Consider the following 20,030-nt stretch of genomic DNA (forward strand, 5'->3'; position numbering starts at 1 on the left):
TGATATGGCTTTATGGATTTACTTGCACTTCCCTCGCCTACAGCTAGACGCACTCTTTGGTGATAACCAAAATCAACCCGTGGTGATTGTAGAAAGCCAACGTTGTCAGATCATTCAATACAACGGCATTGCCGAGCAACAAGGTATTAAGCCTGGTATGGGCTTAGGCAGTGCTGCGTCCTTGTGTCGAGATTTACAAGTGCATCCTTATCATCCACAAACCGAATTAAATAAATTACAAGAGGTAGCTCAGTGGTTGTATTTGATCACATCTGACGTTGTGTTGATGCCAAACCAAGGCATTTTGCTGCGTGCCACACCGATGCTCACCCTATATGAAGGGTTGGACAATTACTGGAATAAAGTCAGTGCTCACTTAACTAAACTGCAGTTAAGCTTTCAATTTGGTTGTGGTTTTTCACCTTTGTCAGCCAAGTTAATGGCATTGGCAGGAGCAAATGTTCTTAGTGACGACAAATCTCTTATCGAACAAATGTTATTCCCATTACCTCTGCCTCTAACCGATTTATCGATCTCTATGGTTGAAAAGCTGCACCGCGTAGGCGTTACTTCCTTAAAAGGGTTACTTGAACTGCCGTTGCAAGACATCGCACGACGCTTTGATATCGATTTGGTGAACTACGTTGGTCGACTGACAGGGCAGTTTAAGCATCCTGTCGACTTTTATCACCCGACCGAATCCTTCCAAGTTTATTTAGAGCTGTTATTTGAGCTCGAAAACGTCCAGTGGATTGAAAAGCCGCTGGCCAAGTTACTTCGTCAACTCGAAACCTTTCTTAAATTAAGAGATAAGGTCGCTTTTGAGCTGTGTTTAACACTCCACCAGCGTGAGAAACAAGAGCAACACCTTCAACTCACTTCTGCGCAAGGTGATTACCTATGTCAGCGTTGGCAGCAGTTAGCGAGTTTAAGCTTAGAGTCACTCTCGCTCAATGGCCCAGTCACAGGACTAACGTTAAAAGTCGTCCGTCAAGGTGAGCCTCTTAGTGCATCACGCGATCTCTTTGCTGGGCAAAAAGGGAACATGAATGCTTTAGAACTGCTCTCTTTACTGCAAGCTAAATTGGGGAAAAGTGCCGTGTTAAAACCCAACATCGCTTGCGATCCTAGACCAGAAAAGGCCAGTCAGTATCGCCCTGCTGATGCTCCAGATGAAAAGGAGCACGCCATACCATCCATACTACGCCCCGCAATGCAATTGCCCACTCCCATTGCATTGCAAGAGCAAGTCTCTTTGGTCCACGGACCTGAGCGAATCGTTTCTGGATGGTGGGATGGTGATGAGATCATGCGTGATTACTACATTGCACACACCAAGCAAGGCCGCTGGTTATGGATATTTCGCGATCAGCACAAGCACTGGTTTCTTCATGGCTATTTTTGTTAAATCGACAGTTATTTTTGTTGGATCATTATGAGTTACGCGGAACTATTTTGTCAGTCTAACTTCTCTTTTTTGACTGGGGCTTCTCATGCAGAAGAACTGGTACTCCAAGCTGCTTTCTATCGCTATCAAGCTCTAGCCATAACTGATGAATGTTCGGTCGCGGGCGTTGTCAAAGCCCATGCGACCATCGAACAACATAAACTCGATATCAAACAAATCGTTGGAAGTATGTTTTGGTTAAATGATGAATGCCAAATCGTACTGCTTTGCCCTTGTCGCAAGGCTTATGCCGAGTTGTGTCGTATCATCACAAACGCAAGAAGACGAAGTGAAAAAGGCAACTATCAACTGTTCGAATGGGATTTGATGTCGATTCGACATTGCTTGGTATTGTGGCTGCCCACACATCAAGAGAGTGACCACTATTGGGGACGCTGGCTCAATCAACACCACGCTAATCGTTTGTGGGTAGCGATTCAGCGCCATTTGAGTAACAACGATACTGAGTACATTGCGCACTGCGAGCAGTTAGCACATGAATTTCAATTACCTATAACTGCCTGCGGAGGCGTTCTCATGCATGATGTTGAACGCTTGCCATTACAGCATGTACTTACTGCTATAAAGCATGGGTGTAGCGTCGATAAACTCGGTTTTGATCGTATTTCGAATACTGAGCGAGCACTTCGTCCTTTTAAAAAGTTGATTCGGATTTACAAACCAGAATGGCTGGAAGAAAGTACTTACATCGCCGATTTATGCGAGTTTAAGCTCTCCGATTTAAAATACGAATATCCTACCGAGCTGATCCCAGATGGTTACACTCCCGACTCTTACTTACGTATGTTGGTCGAACGCGGTAAAAAGCTGCGTTTTCCTGAAGGCGTGCCAGCAGAAGTCAATCAAACCATCGAGAATGAACTGGCGCTTATTCAAGAGCTGAAATACCACTACTACTTCCTTACCATCCATGACATCGTAATGTTCGCGAAACAGCAAGGCATTCTTTACCAAGGGCGAGGTTCCGCTGCAAACTCTGTGGTGTGTTATTGCTTGGAAATTACCGCCGTCGATCCTCGACAAATCGCTGTCTTATTCGAACGATTCATCAGTAAAGAACGTAAGGAACCGCCGGATATTGATGTGGACTTTGAACACGAGCGCCGTGAAGAAGTTATCCAGTATATTTACAAAAAATATGGCCGTGAGCGTGCAGCACTTGCTGCAACAGTGATCAGCTATCGCTTTAAAAGTGCCGTGCGTGAAGTCGGTAAAGCACTAGGGATTGAAGAGACCCAATTAGATTTTTTCATTAAGAACGTTAATCGCCGAGATCGCAGCCAAGGCTGGCAAGCTCAAATTATTGAACTTGGCTTACAACCAGAATCTCTCAAAGGGCAGCAGTTTATCCAATTGGTCAACGAGATCATTGGCTTCCCACGCCATTTATCTCAACACGTAGGTGGCTTTGTAATTTCATCTGGCCCTTTATATGAGTTGGTACCTGTTGAAAATGCCTCGATGGAAGATCGCACTATCATTCAATGGGATAAAGACGATTTAGAAAGCTTGAAGCTACTAAAAGTCGATGTGCTCGCACTCGGCATGTTAAACGCCATCAAAAAGTGCTTTCAACTGGTCGAGAAACATCACCAGCGATCCCTCTCGATTTCCGAGATCACTCGCCGACAAGATGATCCACACGTGTACCGCATGATCCAAAAAGCTGACACGATAGGCGTATTCCAAATTGAATCTCGTGCACAAATGAGCATGCTTCCTCGCCTAAAGCCTGCTTGTTATTACGACTTAGTGATTCAAATTGCAATTGTTCGTCCAGGCCCTATTCAGGGTGATATGGTGCATCCTTTTTTAAAACGACGAGATCAAAAAGAGCCAGTCAGTTATCCATCGGAAGAAGTAAAAAGCGTTCTTGAGCGGACTATGGGCGTCCCAATTTTCCAAGAGCAAGTCATCAAGCTAGCCATGGTAGCAGCTGGGTTTAGCGGCGGCGAGGCCGATCAACTCCGTAGAGCGATGGCATCATGGAAAAAGAATGGCGATCTCGCTAAATTCAGGCCAAAACTGATCAATGGTATGCAAGAGAGAGGTTATGACTTAGCGTTTGCTGAGCGCATTTTCGATCAGATTTGCGGCTTTGGTGAGTACGGCTTCCCTGAAAGTCATTCAGCGTCTTTCGCAGTGCTGGCATATTGTTCTGCATGGTTAAAATATTATTACCCAGCAGAATTTTACACAGCACTGTTGAACAGCCAACCAATGGGGTTTTATAGCCCATCGCAATTAGTACAAGATGCCCGCCGACATGGCGTCGAAGTATTGCCGGTGTGCGTCAATCACTCAAAATATCAGCATCATCTCGTCTCACGCCCGAATGGCAAGCTCGGCGTGCAACTTGGTTTTCGCTTGGTGAAAGGCTTTAACGCAGAAAGTGCGCAAAGGCTTATTGAGCGCAAACCACTTAATGGTTACCGCTCGATTCAAGAAGTAAAGCAGATATTAAGAAGCCGAAGTGACATTGAATTACTGGCTTCAGCCAATGCATTTCAGATCCTATCGGGGAATCGTTATAACGCACGCTGGGCAGCAATGGATTCCTTATCTGACCTACCATTGTTTCACAAGGTCGAAGAACCCGGTGTTAGCTACCAAACTCAGCCCTCTGAATATGAAAATTTAATTGAGGATTACGCGAGCACAGGACTATCTCTTAGCCGCCACCCGATTAAATTATTAGAAGAAACGGGCAAACTCCCTCATTTTACCCGCATGAGGCAATTGGCAGAGAAACCGCATAGGTCATTGGTCACAGTGGTAGGCGTGGTAACGGGAAGACAATCTCCAGGCACCGCCGCTGGCGTGACATTTTTTACGTTAGAAGATGACACGGGCAACATTAATGTGGTCGTTTGGCAAGCGACAGCACGAGCCCAAAAGCAAGCGTATTTAGGCGCTAAAGTATTAATGGTGAAAGGCATTCTTGAAAGAGAGGGAGAAGTCACGCACGTTATTGCTGGTAAGTTGATTGATTGCACGCACTATTTGAATAATCTACAAAGTAAATCTCGCGACTTTCATTAGTACAGAGATATTAATAAGCGAGGCGTTAAAAATCAGAGGGAGAGTTGCTCCGCCTCTGATTTCACTATATCTAATCATGCACTTTTAGAAAGCATCTGGCGTAACCGGTCTTGAGCAACTTCAACCAACAGATCTGGTTGGAATTTAGAGATAAAACGATCACAACCTACTTTTTGTACCATGGCTTCATTAAAGCTACCGCTCAGAGAGGTGTTCAACGTAATAAACAACTTAGACATACGTGGATCTTGGCGCACTTCATGAGTCAGTTTATAACCGTCCATTTCAGGCATTTCAGCATCCGTAATCATCATCAACAGCTCTTTTTCTACGTCTTTCCCTTCATCACACCAGCGTTTTAAAACTGTTAGCGCTTCTAGTCCGTCACGACACTCGATGATATTCATACCCAATTGAGAAAGCGTATCGCGAACTTGATTACGAGCTGTAGATGAATCATCCACAATCAGAACATTACGCCCGACCATTGCTTGGGCAAGTTCTTGATCCAGAATGTCCGCTGAAATCGTGACATCGTAATGCACGATCTCTGCTAAAACTTTTTCAACGTCAATAATTTCGACAATTTGAGAGGCATCCCCCTCTTTGATTTGCGTGATAGCTGTGAGGTAATTCGAGCGACCAGACGTGGAAGGAGGCGGCTGAATTTCAGTCCATGCCGTATTAATAATGTTTTTAACCGGACCGACTAAGAAGCCCTGCACCGTACGGTTGTACTCTGTCACGATCAAATTTTCTTCTTCCGCTTCACCACGCAAAGCTGGGAAACCTATTGCGCCACGCAAATCAATCACTGGCACCGCTTCACCTCGTAAAGAAGCGACCCCACGAATGTTGTAGTGTGAGCCAGGAAGCTTGGTTAACGGTGGCAGCTTGATGACCTCTTTCACTTTGAACACATTAATCGCAAACAATTGGCGACTATTTAAAGTGAACAGCAGAAGCTCTAGTCGGTTTTCACCAACCAAGTTCGTACGCTGGTCAACCGTATTTAACACTCCGGACATACTACTACCTAAATTATGGATAATTCTTATTTTTACTCGAAATCAATACAGACACATCAAGGTTCTAAACCCAAATAACCTTAAGATATTTGTTTTTCGAGCATGGCTTGAAAGTACAACGGTTTCAGCGTATTACTTCCCTTCTATTTGCATCAGACACAAAGTCACTCTACACATTGAAAGCCATTTGGGTTTATTTACTTGAGCTTTTTAGGAAATTACATGAATGGCGCAGATATAGCAATGCAGCACAACTCAAATTCACCTTCTAGTAATAGGCGATCAAAAAGGGTGAGCTGTTAAGCCTCACCCTAAATCATCTAAAAATGTATAGGTTCGACACCTAAGCACTTAATCATGTTTGAAGCAATTAGCCTTCCACAACCTTCATCAATAACTGACCATCATACAACGCTTGCTTGATCAACGCGGCACCAGGCATTGTGGCTTGCTTATAGAAACGAGATTCCACCAGCTCAAGATCTTGGTGATAAACCGGTAAACTCTGCTCTTCGATACAGCGACGCACCGCAGGATAAAGTACATCTTTTGCTTGATTAATCACACCACCGATCAAGATCTTCTCAGGGTTAAATAAGTTGATCACAATAGCAATTGCAGAGCCTAAGTAGCGTCCAAGTTTTTCAATCACATCGACGGCCAACGGATCACCGTTCGCTGCCGCTTCACAAATGCTCTCAATACTCATTTCTTCTTGTTCAGCAAGAATAGAGTCTTCGCCATCAGCAATTCTTCTTACGACTTCTTCACGAATCGCTTGAGAACTGGCAACGGTTTCCAAACAACCAATGTTGCCACAATGACAACGTTTTCCATTTGGATCGATTTGAATATGCCCAAGCTCACCAATGTTGCCGTGACGACCTTGCAAAACGCGCCCATCCAGAATGATGCCGGCACCTAAACCATGGTGAATAGAGATAAGAACGGAGTTGTCATTGTCTTGAGAATGGCCGAAAAGCTTTTCTGCTAATGCCCAAGCTCGCGTGTCATTGGCAATGAAAACTGGCAAGCCCGTTGCTTTGTATATCTCTGGTCCAAGAGCAAGATTTTCGACATTGTAATGAGGCATTTGCAGCACGACACCTTGCTCTGAATTTACAAGGCCAGGCAGCGTAATTGCAATACTGGTAACACGGTCAAGTTGATCCGCGTAAGTTTGGAAGAATTCATCAATTTCGTAGAGCAGACGCTCAAGCACATCGTCTTGGTCACGTTCGTGTATCTCGATTTTAGTATCGATCAACACATCGCCACCTAGCTCATGCAGAGCAATAGTTAAATAACCTCGCCCCAAACGCATTGACAGAAATTGCCACCCTTCGTTGTTGACCTGCAAACCGACGGCAGGTCGACCACGACTCGTCGCTTCTTGTACTGTGGTTTCATGAATCAAGTGCGCTTCAATTAATTCTCGAGTGATTTTGGTGATACTGGCAGGAGCAAGCTCACTCTGCTTGGACAAATCAATTCGAGAAATAGGACCTTTTAGGTCAATTAGTTTATATACACGACCAGCATTGACCTGTTTGATATGATCAATATGGCCCGGTTGAGCCATGTACATCTTGCACTCCGAAATTCTATAACGAGACAATTTTTTTACTTTGCGAACTAATTGTGAAGTGAATTAATAAATCCCCGTGACAAGCATCACGTATAAACCTGTTTGTTTGTGTATTCAATCAAATAACGAAGAATCTACTCCTGTTAAATTGTTTGAAAAATAACTTATTTTTATTCACTAAATTATGAAGTAACTCCTGTTACACCAGCGCATTCTCATCAATAGGGGCTGAAGCCTATGGATTATCTGTCTGTTTTACCGGGATTACTCTTAATGTAAACATTCTGTGCATATACTTATACTCAAGCAGCTTTAAGGTGTGGGCTCAGCAACGAGGCAGACCTTGAGAGCGATTGAGGAAAGTAAGGATAGAGTTCAAGTTACCTTTACACATACATTCATCGGAGAATCTATGACTTCCAAACTAAGACGAACAAAAATTGTCACCACGCTTGGTCCTTCAACGGATAAGGACAATGTACTTGAGGAGATCATCAAAGCCGGTGCAAACGTTGTCCGTATGAATTTCTCACATGGAACCAGTGAAGACCACATTCAACGCGCCAAAAAAGTCCGTACCATTGCGGCAAAGCTTGGGCGTCAAGTTGCTATCCTCGGCGACTTGCAAGGCCCTAAAATCCGCGTGTCGACCTTTAAAGACGGCCAAGTCATGTTGAATGTGGGCGACAAATTCACATTAGACAGTGATTTACCAAAAGGTGAAGGCAACCAAGAGTCCGTAGGGCTAGATTATAAAGAACTGCCGCAAGATGTGTCACCAAACGACATTCTGTTACTCGATGATGGACGCGTTCAACTGCAAGTCACCAGCGTCGAAGGCAATAAAGTTCATACCCGTGTGATTGTTGGTGGTCCACTATCTAATAATAAAGGGATCAACAAAAAAGGCGGCGGATTGTCAGCCGATGCGCTCACAGAGAAAGATAAAGCCGACATTCTTACCGCCGCAGAAATTCAAGTGGACTACCTTGCTATTTCGTTCCCGCGTAACGGCGAAGACATGCATTACGCTCGACGCCTAGCCAGAGATGCAGGCCTCGAAGCCATGTTGGTGGCTAAAGTCGAACGAGCAGAAACCGTCGCGACTAATGAGTCTATTGACGATATTATTCTCGCATCCGATGTGGTGATGGTTGCGCGTGGCGATCTGGGTGTAGAAATCGGCGATCCTGAACTTATTGGCGTCCAGAAAAAACTGATTCGCCGCGCACGCAGCTTAAACCGCATCGTAATTACTGCGACACAAATGATGGAGTCCATGATTACTAGCCCGATGCCGACGCGTGCTGAAGTGATGGACGTGGCCAATGCGGTTCTAGACGGCACTGACGCAGTGATGCTGTCTGGAGAGACCGCAGCAGGTAAATACCCTGTAGAAACGGTCAAATCCATGGCCGAGGTGTGTGTGGGCGCAGAAAAGATGTCTGAGGCAAGCCTATCCACTTATCGCTTAGATCGCACCTTCGAAACCGCTGAAGAAACCATCGCAATGGCAACCATGTACTCTGCGAATCACATGGAAGGAATTAAAGCGATGATCTCGTTAACAGAATCTGGCAGAACAGCGTTGATGATGTCTCGCTTAAGCTCTGGCTTACCAATATTTGCCTTATCACGTAATGAATCCACGCTCAATCGAGCTGCATTATACCGAGGCGTGACACCGGTATATTTCGAGTCAAAAAGTGATGCAGGTTTACCGACAGCTCAAGCTGCGATTGCCAGCCTTAAAGAACAAGGATTCTTGCACAAGGGTGATTTAGTCATGATCACTCAAGGCGATGTAATGGATGTCGTTGGTTCAACCAACTGCATGCGAATTCTGCAAGCATAACCTTTATACCTAACCCTATTAACCACAGAGATTAGGTACGCACACGAATGAGGCTCCGAAACGGAGCCTCATTTATTTACACTTCACTTTGTATTTAGCGTATGTCGTTAATACAAAAGGTTATGCACTCTCTCTGCCATCAATTTCAATATTCAGTTGGTCATAGAGTTGAACCAGATTAAACCCCGCCTGAAGTCCGAGTTGATAATCATGCTCTAGTGATTCTTGGTCACTTAACAAAGAAGAAGAACGAAGCCCCTCTTTAGGCGCGATTTGTAAAATGAAAGTGTCGTCAGGTGGAGCAGATATAAAGGCCTGAGTGAGCTCAAATGTTTGATAGTGAATCATCAGCATGTCGGCTAAACCTGAGTCAAAATTCTCACCGATTAAATGGCTTAGACGATACAAATTATCAGCACCGAACAACCAACGGCCTCCATTCAATAGCATTTTTCCGGCAAGCTTCGACTGATGGGCGGCATTAATTTTTTGTTGGAAGAACGAAGCCCAATCCAACTTCCATCGATTCACTTTTTGCTGCCATGATTGCTGCACCGAATTAATAGACTCTCGATACCACTCGACAGGCACATCCCCTACTTCACTTTGCGCTCTCGCTTCAATCTCCGAGAACGGTTCTGTTCGGATGACAATAATGTTGCGAGCATTCTGACGCCACGCTTCTTGAACAGGGATAGAAGCTGACACACCACCATCAACAAACTTATTGCCATTAACGTCGACAGGTCCGTGGTACAACTTAGGAATCGCGCATGTTGCTAACATGGTGTTAAACCACGTGTCACCCAAGATTGGTAAATATTGATCCGATAGCGTCTCTACATTTGTTACCGCTGCAAACGCACCTCGTCCTCCTAGTGCACTGCGGCCTAAATCAAGATCGAGCTTGTAAGGGAAATCTTGAATCCGCTCTAACGCCCACTCTAAACCCAAGTACTGCTGCTTTCGAATATAACGAAACAGATTAAAAAATTCGGGAGACGTTGTCAGCTCGGTAATAAAAGCTTTGCCCATACCGTGTTGACGACATAAGTAAGAACATAAATTGAGTGCCCCAGCAGAGGTACCGTAGAATTCATCGAAAGGATCAAAGTTGGAAAGTAAAAATGCGTCTAATACGCCAGCGGTAAAAATCCCTCTCTGCCCGCCACCTTGCGTGACTAAAGCAGTTTTTCCATGCCTGAAATGCTCATAAACTTTGACATCAAGCTCAGTGTGGCTTTCTGTGATTATACCGCTGTTACGTATCATAGGCTCACGCCATTTTGTTAAAACACTTAGTAAAAGTAGTTATCTTAAGCCGTTGTAATCGCAATGATGCCAAACGACAAAAGTACTGCAAAAACAGTCACCACGATGATTAACGCGGATTTTAGATCGTGTTCCATAAACACCTCCTTAATATGTAACAAATTAATAACACCAGTGTGAAATATGTTCAAGATTTGCTTAATTTAGTCGCGCAATTTTGACTAACCCATCACAATTAGCTTAGTCATAATAAGGAGATAGGACATGAACCAAAAACTCAGCTGGCTGGTAGGAAGCATACTGCTCTGCACCGCGGTAAGTGCACAAGCCAATATTATCGTTACTCCATTCATAGGCTATACAGGTGGCGGTCAAGTAGAAGACGAAAGTGGCAATACATACAACCTCGATCCCGCAGTGAACTACGCACTTTCAATCGAGACGCCTTTTGAGAAAGGAAGAATTGGATTATTTTACTCCAACCAATCAACAGAACTTGAAAAGTTATCAAATTCGGCAGACATCCATTACCTGCAATTTCAAAGCAGCATGTACTACCCTGTTGCAGAAAACTGGCAAACCTATATTGGTGTTGGCTTGGGAGCCTCTTACGCAGATGTTGATTGGGTAGACAAAAAATACGGATTTTCGGCTAGCGCTTTTGCAGGGCTGGAATATGAGTTTTCAAAGAACTTTGCGTTGACAGCCCAATTGAGATGGTTGGGAACGGTGGTTGATAACGATACCTCTGGAGCCTGCACCCTACCTAATGACGGCTCAAACTGCATCATTAAGTTCGATACCGATTGGATGAACCAATTCCAATCAAATATTGGTTTTAGTTTCCGTTTCTAATTTTTTGTACACTTCACTTCGTAGGGCTCGCCACAAAGAGTGCTGGGCGAGCCCTACACAAAGCAGATAGAGAATATCATCTAAACATCATCGCTTAGAAAAGTAACGAAGCATTCTCTAGCGGGGTGCGCAAAAGATAGCCGTACGCCCTAGTTCATCAAAATAGTTTTAAACACCAAGTCGATTATTGGATTCTAGTCATTTATTCCATACAACCAACCAATCCCCCACACAAAACCATAATCAAACTGAAATTTAACAAGATTAAAACCAGACAACGCACCTGAGTTAACATTTAGATTCTATTGCGCTAAGTATTATTAGAAGTTAGTCTGATTAGTGAAAACAGATAAATATTTCAGTTTTATCAAACACACATCAAAACTTTAAGATTAATAATCTACTTTCTCTCACAGTAACCAGAATATAGCTCTAGAAAATTATAATAAGCTAGAATTAAGGATAGAAAAGCTGATGGATAACAGCGGTCCTTTCTTCCAACGGTTTGCGCAAATATTACTGTGTTACGGAGAGAGCTTCATTCCTCAGGGAGTCGTATAGGAGTCAAATATGAAGCGAGAACAATGGGGATCCCGAGCGGGATTCATCTTAGCAGCAGTCGGGTCTGCTATCGGTTTGGGAAACATTTGGCGTTTTCCATATATGGCCTATGAAAACGGTGGCGGCGCATTTTTTATTCCTTACATTTTCGCCATGATCACGGCCGGTATTCCATTTATGATCCTTGAGTTCAGTATGGGACAAAAGTACCGAGGCTCAGCACCAAAAACGCTAGCGAAAATTCATTCTAAATTTGAATGGCTTGGCTGGTTCCAAGTTGGTGTTGCAGCAGTTATCGCCGTTTACTATGTTGCAGTTATCGGTTGGTCAATTTCTTACTTTGGGTTGTCGTTCACTCAAGGTTGGGGAACCGATACAAACGCATTTTTCTTTAGCGAGTACCTAAAGTTAGGTGACAACTCACCAACAGACTTAGGCAGTATTCAATGGAAGATAGCCTTATCTATGGTGATTGCTTGGGCCATTACTTATACCGCCATTGCCAAAGGCGTGAAATCAGGGATTGAGCGCGCATCTAAAATCATGATGCCAATACTATTCTTGATGGTGATTTTTTTAATCGGACGTATGGTTTTCTTGCCAGGAGCTTTGGATGGCGTTAACTACATGTTTGAACCCGATTTCAGCAAAATTTGGGATGTGAAAGTATGGGCAGCTGCGTACGGTCAGATCTTCTTTACCCTAAGCATCGGCTTCGCGATCATGCTGGCTTACTCTAGTTATCTGCCAGAAAAATCAGACATCACGAATAACGCGTTTATGACCGTGTTGATCAACTGTGGCTTCTCCATCCTAGCTGGTATTATGATCTTCTCTGTCTTGGGTTACATGGCTCAAGAACAAGGTAAACCGCTAACAGAAGTGGTATCTGCAGGCGTTGGCCTTGCTTTTGTTACTTTACCTGCGGCAATTAACTTATTACCCGCACCATATATTCTTGGTCCTCTGTTCTTCTTTGCACTGGTGGTTGCTGGTCTAAGTTCGCACATTTCTATCATGGAAGCCGTAACATCCGCCATCATCGATAAGCTAAAGTGGAGCCGAAAAAAAGCTGCAAACGTGGTAATCGGAACTGGTTTTGTGGTTTCTATGGCGTTCGCAACAAATGGCGGTCTATTGCTGCTAGACCTAGTAGACCACTTCGCAAACAACGTTGGCATTATGGTAGGCGGCTTGGTTGAGATTGTATTGATGGCGTGGCTATTGAAACGCGTGCCTGAAGTGCGTAATTACGTAAATGAGCGCTCTGATTTCTCTATTGGTCAATGGTTTGAGATCTGTTTACGCTTCGTAACACCGATTATGCTCGCCATTATCTTAGCAACTAAGCTTTATGCTTTATTTACTGAAGGCTACGGTGGTTATGATCTAACTGTAGGCTGGGCACTTATCGCCGCACTATTTATCTTTGGTCTAGTGATTAACGCAGTAAATCGCAAGGAGACAGCGAAATGACAATCAGCGCAATTATTATGATGGTTATTGGTTTAGGTATCACTTGGGGCGGCGCTGCCGTTTGTATCAAGCGAGCCATGGATAAACAATAGCAGTATTGCATTCCAAACATAAAAAACGCCGGTATTTACCGGCGTTTTTTATGTTTCTTTTATTCTAGAAACTGTATTTGATGCCAACGGCACCACCAAGTTGTAAGTCAGCACCTTTGTAAAGATCTAGCTCTGGGTGTATTTGACCATAAAGATCCCAGCCGCGTGATAAATCCCAGTTCACACCGAGAGGTACACGCACGCCAAACTCATCATCCCATTCATACCAACCACCAACGCCAACATACCAGGTCACAGGCATGTTTTGATCGAATGTTCCACGTTTAGCGATGTAATCAAACGCCATACCATCGTTACCGATAATGCCGCGATACTTATTATCTAACTCAACAACAACACTCAACTGTTGATCGACAGCCATACCAACAGACAAGTTCGTTGGCTCATTTGCCGCCATTGCGGTACTAGAAACTAGTCCTGCTAATAAAATTAATTTGCTCTTCATACACGTTATCAATTATTAAAAAAACATCATGCGCTATTCAAACATAGTGGTGCTTCAATATGTCAACGATGAGTAAGCGCGATGTATGAAAAGACTGGCAAAAGTAAAGATGAGTTTAGGATCACACTCAGAAAGCACTTTTAGCAATGAGAGAGGAACTAAAAAAGGAGGCCGAAGCCTCCTTTTATTCATTGTTATGAATGACGGTGATTAGCCGTGGTTACGGATCCACTCATCCATTTCAGTTTTTAGGTTGTCAGACTTAGTACCGAAGATAGCCTGTACACCACCTGCAACAACTACAACACCAGCAGCGCCAAGTTGTTTCAGTTTGTCTTGGTCAACAGCTGCTGTATCTGCAACCGCGACACGTAGGCGAGTGATACATGCGTCTAGACCAGTAATGTTAGCTTTACCACCGAACGCTGCAACCAGTTCACCACCCATGTCAGAGCCAGAAGTTGCTGCCGCACTTTCTGTTTCATCTTCACGACCAGGAGTTTTTAGGTCAAGTGCTGTGATTACGCCACGGAACACTACGTAGTAAATCACTGCGTATACTAGACCAACAGCAATCATTAGACCCATCTTCTGAGCGTTACCAGATAGAACTAGGAAGTCGATCAGACCGTGAGAGAAAGAAGTACCGTGTACAAAGCCTAGAGTGTTAGAAACAATGTATGCAGAACCAGCTAGTAGAGCGTGGATACCGTATAGTAGTGGAGCAACGAATAGGAATGAGAATTCGATAGGCTCAGTAATACCAGTTAGGAATGAAGTCAGTGCAGCTGACGCCATGATACCCATTACTTTTGCGCGGTTTTCTGGTTTAGCACAGTGAGCAATTGCGATTGCTGCAGCTGGTAGACCAAACATCTTGAACATGTAACCACCCGCTAGCTGACCGAAGCCATTACCAGCAGCACGAGATGCTTCATCAGCAACTAGGTAACAAGTTAGTACGCCGTTTTGAGCTTCACCAGCAGCGTTAACACAAGAACCAGCTTCGAAGAAGAACGGTACGTTCCATACGTGGTGTAGGCCGAATGGGATTAGAGAACGCTCTACAACACCGTAGATACCGAATGCTAGTTGTGGGTTTTGGTGCGCAGCCCAATCAGAGAATGCAGAGATTGCACCGCCAATTGGTGGCCAAATTACAGAAAGGATAACACCAAGGATGATCGCTGCAAAACCAGTGATGATAGGCACTGCACGCTTACCAGCGAAGAAGCCAAGATACTCTGGAAGTTGAATTTTGAAGAAACGGTTGAATGCCCAAGCAGCCACACCACCGACAAGGATACCACCTAGTACACCTGTATCGATTTTCTCAACACCCATAACACCCGCCATTACACCTAGCGTTGCAGTCATGATGCCGTAACCAACGATTGCTGCAAGACCAGCAACACCGTCGTTATTAGTGAAGCCTAGAGCTACACCTACTGCAAATAGAAGTGCCATTTGGCCGAATACTGAACCACCAGCTTGTTCCATAAGATTAGAAACGATCTCTGGAATAAAGCTTAGATGGGCAGCACCCACACCTAATAAAATACCTGCAACTGGTAAAACTGATACTGGAAGCATCAGCGCCTTACCAACTTTTTGCAGGTTAGCAAAAAGGTTCTTAAACATGTTTATGCTCCTGATAAATTTATAAGTATTATTTGGGCACTAACGGCACACCCCCGTAGCCTAAAGGTTAGCACCCAATGAAAATGTAACCACAACTGCATTATATTTTCCGGCTCTAAATATATATTGATGACCCTCAAACTTTCCACACAGTTACGAAATTTAGTTTCAAAACAAGTCTTGGATCACACCCAAAAACAGCTGATGAAAAGGTTTGCATTGCAGTTATATTACTGTTTTATAAAGAGTTTATTATTTATATAATTAATTTTAAGGCGTAAATAAAATACGCCCCAATGTTATTTTTAGTAACAAAATTACATTTGTGATTTTTGAATGTTATTAAATCAACATTTTTAGTAAACATTAAACTCATGAGTATATCTGTTGTTTTTATCAACAAAAAAGGAGCGTACGCTCCTTTTTTATGCTCTTATTGATTTTTCATCGCAAAAAAAGATTTCGGAAATTTTCGGTGGTTTTTTGTGCCACTTCAGAAAGAGAGCACGATTTGAGTTGCGCAATATAAGAAGCCACCTCGACAACATAAGCAGGTTGATTCTCTTTACCTCGGTGAGGGACTGGAGCCAAGTAAGGAGAATCTGTCTCAATGAGAAGCTTCTCTAGAGGTAGAGTCTTCACCACTTCTTTCAACTCTGTAGCTTGACGGAAAGTGACAATCCCCGAGATAGAAATATAAAACCCCAGCTCAAGTGCAGCTTCAGCAAATGGAAGATCTTCTGTAAAACAGTGGATAACACCACCACATTTCTCCGCCCCCCCCTTACGCAAAATATCTAGAGTATCCGCACGTGCGTTTCTGGTATGGATAATTAAAGGTTTGTTAAGCTCCACCGCAAGATCAACGTGTTGCTCAAAACGCTCTTTCTGTAACGCTGCCGTTTCTGGCTTATAATGATAATCCAAGCCTGTTTCACCAATGGCAACGACTTTTTCATTCGATGCGTGGTGACGTAGCACGTCCATCGAAAAGTCGCTTTCAACATCAAGTGGGTGTACACCGCACGAAGCATAAACATTCTCATAAGGCTCAATCATTTCCATCATTTTAGGGAAAGAATCCAGCGTAACTCCCACAGAAAGCAGCTCGGTTACCTTTGCTTGTTGAGCTTTGTTAATAACGTCTTCCACATTGATGTGGAGATCGTCGTAATTCAATTTGTCTAAATGACAATGAGAATCTACGAACATAATGCCTCTCGTGATTCAATTAACCAGTTCATTGATAGTAGCTCAAGGTTTAGACCAGGAAAGGCTTGCACCTGAGCTTTGAGGTCCATCAGCGCCTTCGCTGATGAGTACAAACCGTTGTAGTTGTTCGGCTGAAACTTTATAGCGCCAGGAAGCATTTGTGCTTCTGATACACCAAACTGCGCTTTCTGAGCGTCTGTCAGTAAATACCACGCCCAGTCTAGTGATTGCTCCGAGTGTTTAGCCATTAAAGAAGCACACTCAGAAATGTCTGAGGCAGGAGAAGACATCGCCTTAATAAAAGTGCGCTCAAAAGCCAAGTAAGCATCGAGATCGCCATTATTTAACGCATCCAATGTTTTTATCGGAGAGCCCATATTCAGTTTTAAGGCGTAAGCAGGAACTTGCTGCGCCCCTTGTTCGCGCATCCATTGCATCGCTTGTTCCGTTGACGGCGGCACAACAACCCAGTGTTGGCAACGGCTACGAATCGTTGGAAGCAGGCGCTCCTGATTGTGGGTAACGAGCAAAAACAAGCACTTTGCCCCAGGCTCTTCTAGCGTTTTTAACAATGCATTCGATGCCGATTCATTCATAGAGTCCGCTGGCTCTATAACAAATAGGCGATAACCATTAAGCTGTGATGATTCCTGAGCAAGACGGTTGCAAGCTCGAACTTGGTCCACCGTTATCGCTTTTCCTTCTTTTTCTGGTTTGATCCAGTGTAAATCTGGGTGGTTGTGTGATTGATTTAATTGACAGCTATGACAAAAACCGCACGCTTCACTGGCGTCATTTTGGCAAAGAAGTGCTTGGCTAAAAAACTCGATAAGTTTTTCGATGCCTAAGCCTTGCTCGCTTTGCAATAAAAGCGCACCTGGTATTCTGTCCGACTCTAGCCCTACTTTGAGGTTATCCCATACTGGCTGCAACCATGGATAATCATTTAACATGAGTCACCTAAATTTAAGTTTCACTTATTATTGACGAGCTAACCACTCGTTAAGAGCGTCCCGAATATCACGCGACACGTCTTCGATCGCCTGCTCAGCGTTAATGATAATGATAGAAGGATCAGCATGAGCAATCTCCAAATAACGCTCTCGTGTACGTTCAAAGAAGCTGATATCCATCTTCTCGATACGATCGAGCTCACCACGCCCACGCGCACGCTCAAGCCCAACGCGAGGGTCGATATCCATATAGAGAGTGAAAGCAGGTTTAAAATCACCAAGCGTTGTGTCTCGAAGGTTTTTCATTAGCGACGCGTCAATCTGACGGCCACCACCTTGATAAGCCTGCGACGACATATCGTGGCGGTCACCCACCACCCACTGACCGTTCGCCAAAGCTGGTTTGATCACGTTCTCAACCAACTGGACACGTGCAGCATATAGAAGAAGCAACTCCGTCATGTCTTTAAGTTCTTCGCCTTCATGCTCTTCTTTCACCAGAGCGCGCATCTTTTCTGCTAGCGGCGTGCCTCCTGGCTCACGAGTATTTACGATATTTTCAATACCTGCCGCTTTTAGCGTATCTAAAACGGTTTTAATCGCAGTGCTTTTACCCGCGCCTTCTAGGCCTTCAACGACAATAAAGTTTGCTTTCATCATTTGTTCTTTCTTAGTTCTCTTAAATAGGCTCGAACAGCACGATTGTGCTCTGCAAGGGATTTCGAAAATACGTGTCCGCCCTTTCCACTTGCTACGAAATATAAATAGTTACTGCTTTCTGGATTCAAAGCCGCTTCAATAGAGGCTTCACCTGCCATCGCGATTGGGGTTGGAGGTAAGCCATTGATGGTATAGGTGTTATATGGTGTCGGCGTGCGCAAATCTTTCTTACGAATATTTCCGTCGTAAGCATCACCCATACCATAAATAACCGTCGGATCCGTTTGTAAACGCATGCGTTTGTTCAATCGGTTGATAAACACAGAAGCGACGCGCTCACGCTCAGAGTCAATAGCCGTCTCTTTCTCGATGATAGACGCCAGAATCAAGGCTTCATATTTGTCTTGCAATGGCAGCTTTTCTTGACGAGCTTCCCAGTTAGCATCCAGAATCTTATTGAGTTTTCGATGCGCTCGTTTTAATAACTGGCTTTCACTTGCACCCGCCGTGTAATGGTAGGTTTCTGCTAAAAACAGTCCTTCAAGCTTTTCTCGCTCTATACCCAACTTTGCTGCCATGTCTTTTTCTGATAGATCGGTTAAGTCATGCTCTAAATAAGGAGCACTTTTCAATTGCTCTACCCACTCAGAAAAGCGGCTGCCTTCAACAAAAGTGATCGCAAACTGGTATTCTTTTCCGGTATTCAGGTGCTCCAATGCTTGCGAAAGCGACATACCAGGCTCTAGTTGATAAGTACCCGCTCGCACTTGCAACAGTTCTGGATATAAGTGAGGTATTAAACGGATGTACTCCGACGTTTCAATTACCTCATCTTCAACTAAGGCGCGCATGACATGATGAAAGCTTGTACCACTTTCTACAGTAAACAGCTGAGGTTGTTCCAATAGAATAGGCTTTTCAACGTATTGTTTAGCCTGTGAAATTATATAAAAAACAGCTGCTGCGCCTATCACTGCGATCAGCACAACAAAAGCCAACAGTTTTTTAATCACGTAGTTAAATTCCCTTGCAGTCGTTGAGTCAATTTTCCTATCGGAAATATAGTCTTAGAGTTAGATGCCACTATGCTGCGAATTGGTGCGACACCTAATATTGAGTTACACATGAAAGCCTCGTCTGCGCTCAGCAAACCTGGAAGTATAAAACGCCCCTCGATGACTTCAATATGACTTACTTTTAGTAACTCAAGCACCTTACGACGCATTACGCCCGCAACGCCAGATAAGGTCAGCTCCGGTGTAAATACTTTATTACCTTTAACCCAAAAAAGGTTGGCCATTGTAGTTTCAATGACATGGTTTTGCACATTTAACGTTATTGCATCTGCAAACTCGGTATCGTCGATTTCAGCCTTGGCGAGAATCTGCTCTAAACGGTTGTTGTGCTTGTGTCCAGCAAGTAAAGGTTGAATCCCGAGACGAGTCTCACAAACGCCCAAATCCACGCCTTTTTCTTGCCAAGAAGAGTAATGAGAAGGAAACGCAAAATTGGAGATCGTCACGATAGGGCCTTCAATCCCATTAGGGCTATACCCTCGCCCACCAATACCACGGCTAACGTGAATTTTCACCCCAGCTTGTGCGTCAGATAAAGCCGCTTTGCTTGCCCAATCATGCACAACTTGCCAGTCAGGGGAAGAGATCTTCAATGCGTCAAGGCAGGACTTCATACGCTCAATGTGTTCTTGCCAGTAAACCAACTCTCCGTTTTGGGTCAGGATGGTGGTAAAACCTCCATCACCGTATTGGAATGAGCGATCACCCAGTTCTACATGCGTTTGTGGAACTCCATTTACCCAAAACATTCGCGTACCTTCAAATTAGCAGACAACAAATAAAAC

At 44.0% G+C, this 20,030-nt stretch carries 17 protein-coding genes; 6 read left to right on the forward strand and 11 right to left on the reverse strand.

Annotated features, from left to right (window positions below; genetic code table 11):
- Positions 1 to 4: 4 nt before the first annotated feature.
- Together ACWPOD_RS15135 and ACWPOD_RS15140 are read left to right on the forward strand one after the other, a co-directional pair.
- On the forward strand, positions 5 to 1,408 hold the full coding sequence (locus ACWPOD_RS15135; RefSeq protein ID WP_065646083.1) for a Y-family DNA polymerase: 1,404 nt from the start codon (positions 5 to 7) through the stop codon (positions 1,406 to 1,408).
- A gap of 27 nt (positions 1,409 to 1,435) precedes the next feature.
- Complete coding sequence (locus ACWPOD_RS15140; protein ID WP_456232028.1) at positions 1,436 to 4,510, forward strand: error-prone DNA polymerase; 3,075 nt, start codon at positions 1,436 to 1,438, stop codon at positions 4,508 to 4,510.
- 74 nt (positions 4,511 to 4,584) lie between these two features.
- On the opposite strand, the gene ACWPOD_RS15145 is transcribed toward ACWPOD_RS15140, so the two are convergent.
- Both ACWPOD_RS15145 and mlc read right to left on the reverse strand, forming a co-directional pair.
- A complete protein-coding gene (locus tag ACWPOD_RS15145) occupies positions 4,585 to 5,538 on the reverse strand; it encodes a chemotaxis protein CheV (protein ID WP_005398212.1) in 954 nt (317 codons plus the stop codon).
- Between the two features lie 370 nt (positions 5,539 to 5,908).
- Positions 5,909 to 7,126 carry a sugar metabolism global transcriptional regulator Mlc gene (gene mlc, locus ACWPOD_RS15150; protein ID WP_005398213.1) on the reverse strand — a complete coding sequence of 406 codons (1,218 nt, stop codon included), beginning with the start codon at positions 7,124 to 7,126 and terminating at the stop codon, positions 5,909 to 5,911.
- Between the two features lie 412 nt (positions 7,127 to 7,538).
- Between mlc and pyk the strand changes: the two genes are divergently transcribed.
- Positions 7,539 to 8,981 carry a pyruvate kinase gene (gene pyk / locus ACWPOD_RS15155; RefSeq protein ID WP_005398214.1) on the forward strand — a complete coding sequence of 481 codons (1,443 nt, stop codon included), beginning with the start codon at positions 7,539 to 7,541 and terminating at the stop codon, positions 8,979 to 8,981.
- Positions 8,982 to 9,101: 120 nt separating this feature from the next.
- On the opposite strand, the gene ACWPOD_RS15160 is transcribed toward pyk, so the two are convergent.
- Both ACWPOD_RS15160 and cydH read right to left on the reverse strand, forming a co-directional pair.
- A complete protein-coding gene (locus tag ACWPOD_RS15160; protein WP_005398215.1) occupies positions 9,102 to 10,253 on the reverse strand; it encodes a patatin-like phospholipase family protein in 1,152 nt (383 codons plus the stop codon).
- Between the two features lie 44 nt (positions 10,254 to 10,297).
- Positions 10,298 to 10,390, reverse strand: a complete 93-nt coding sequence (gene cydH / locus ACWPOD_RS15165) for a cytochrome bd-I oxidase subunit CydH (protein WP_005372970.1) — start codon at positions 10,388 to 10,390, stop codon at positions 10,298 to 10,300.
- A gap of 127 nt (positions 10,391 to 10,517) precedes the next feature.
- On the opposite strand from cydH, the gene ACWPOD_RS15170 reads away from it, so the two are divergent.
- The 3 genes from ACWPOD_RS15170 to ACWPOD_RS15180 all read left to right on the forward strand — a co-directional run bounded on the left by ACWPOD_RS15170 (position 10,518) and on the right by ACWPOD_RS15180 (position 13,237).
- Entirely contained in the window at positions 10,518 to 11,108 is a 591-nt protein-coding gene (locus tag ACWPOD_RS15170; RefSeq protein WP_456232029.1) for an outer membrane beta-barrel protein, read from the forward strand.
- A 570-nt stretch (positions 11,109 to 11,678) separates the two neighbouring features.
- Complete coding sequence (locus ACWPOD_RS15175; protein ID WP_005398219.1) at positions 11,679 to 13,145, forward strand: sodium-dependent transporter; 1,467 nt, start codon at positions 11,679 to 11,681, stop codon at positions 13,143 to 13,145.
- Positions 13,142 to 13,237, forward strand: a complete 96-nt coding sequence (locus ACWPOD_RS15180; RefSeq protein WP_005372963.1) for a MetS family NSS transporter small subunit — start codon at positions 13,142 to 13,144, stop codon at positions 13,235 to 13,237. Before ACWPOD_RS15175 ends, ACWPOD_RS15180 begins: the two co-directional genes overlap by 4 nt.
- Before the next feature lie 64 nt (positions 13,238 to 13,301).
- Here the strand turns inward: ACWPOD_RS15180 and ACWPOD_RS15185 are convergent, their stop codons facing one another.
- From ACWPOD_RS15185 to pabC, 7 genes are all read right to left on the reverse strand, one after another.
- Positions 13,302 to 13,703 (reverse strand): hypothetical protein, encoded by a 402-nt coding sequence (locus tag ACWPOD_RS15185; RefSeq protein WP_005396996.1) that lies wholly within the window; start codon positions 13,701 to 13,703, stop codon positions 13,302 to 13,304.
- Between the two features lie 210 nt (positions 13,704 to 13,913).
- Entirely contained in the window at positions 13,914 to 15,344 is a 1,431-nt protein-coding gene (gene ptsG / locus ACWPOD_RS15190) for a PTS glucose transporter subunit IIBC (RefSeq protein ID WP_006743155.1), read from the reverse strand.
- A 444-nt stretch (positions 15,345 to 15,788) separates the two neighbouring features.
- On the reverse strand, positions 15,789 to 16,556 hold the full coding sequence (locus tag ACWPOD_RS15195; protein ID WP_257896833.1) for a TatD family hydrolase: 768 nt from the start codon (positions 16,554 to 16,556) through the stop codon (positions 15,789 to 15,791).
- The gene (locus ACWPOD_RS15200; RefSeq protein ID WP_257896834.1) at positions 16,547 to 17,509 is read right to left on the reverse strand and encodes a DNA polymerase III subunit delta'; all 963 of its coding nucleotides are present in this window, start codon (positions 17,507 to 17,509) and stop codon (positions 16,547 to 16,549) included. The genes ACWPOD_RS15195 and ACWPOD_RS15200 overlap by 10 nt, the downstream gene beginning before the upstream one ends.
- A gap of 27 nt (positions 17,510 to 17,536) precedes the next feature.
- Positions 17,537 to 18,169 (reverse strand): dTMP kinase, encoded by a 633-nt coding sequence (tmk, locus tag ACWPOD_RS15205; protein ID WP_031780597.1) that lies wholly within the window; start codon positions 18,167 to 18,169, stop codon positions 17,537 to 17,539.
- On the reverse strand, positions 18,166 to 19,182 hold the full coding sequence (gene mltG / locus ACWPOD_RS15210) for an endolytic transglycosylase MltG (RefSeq protein WP_170891255.1): 1,017 nt from the start codon (positions 19,180 to 19,182) through the stop codon (positions 18,166 to 18,168). Before mltG ends, tmk begins: the two co-directional genes overlap by 4 nt.
- On the reverse strand, positions 19,179 to 19,994 hold the full coding sequence (gene pabC / locus ACWPOD_RS15215) for an aminodeoxychorismate lyase (protein ID WP_258624195.1): 816 nt from the start codon (positions 19,992 to 19,994) through the stop codon (positions 19,179 to 19,181). Before pabC ends, mltG begins: the two co-directional genes overlap by 4 nt.
- Between the last annotated feature and the right edge of the window lie 36 nt (positions 19,995 to 20,030).

This window comes from Vibrio sp. JZG120 (assembly GCF_053890955.1).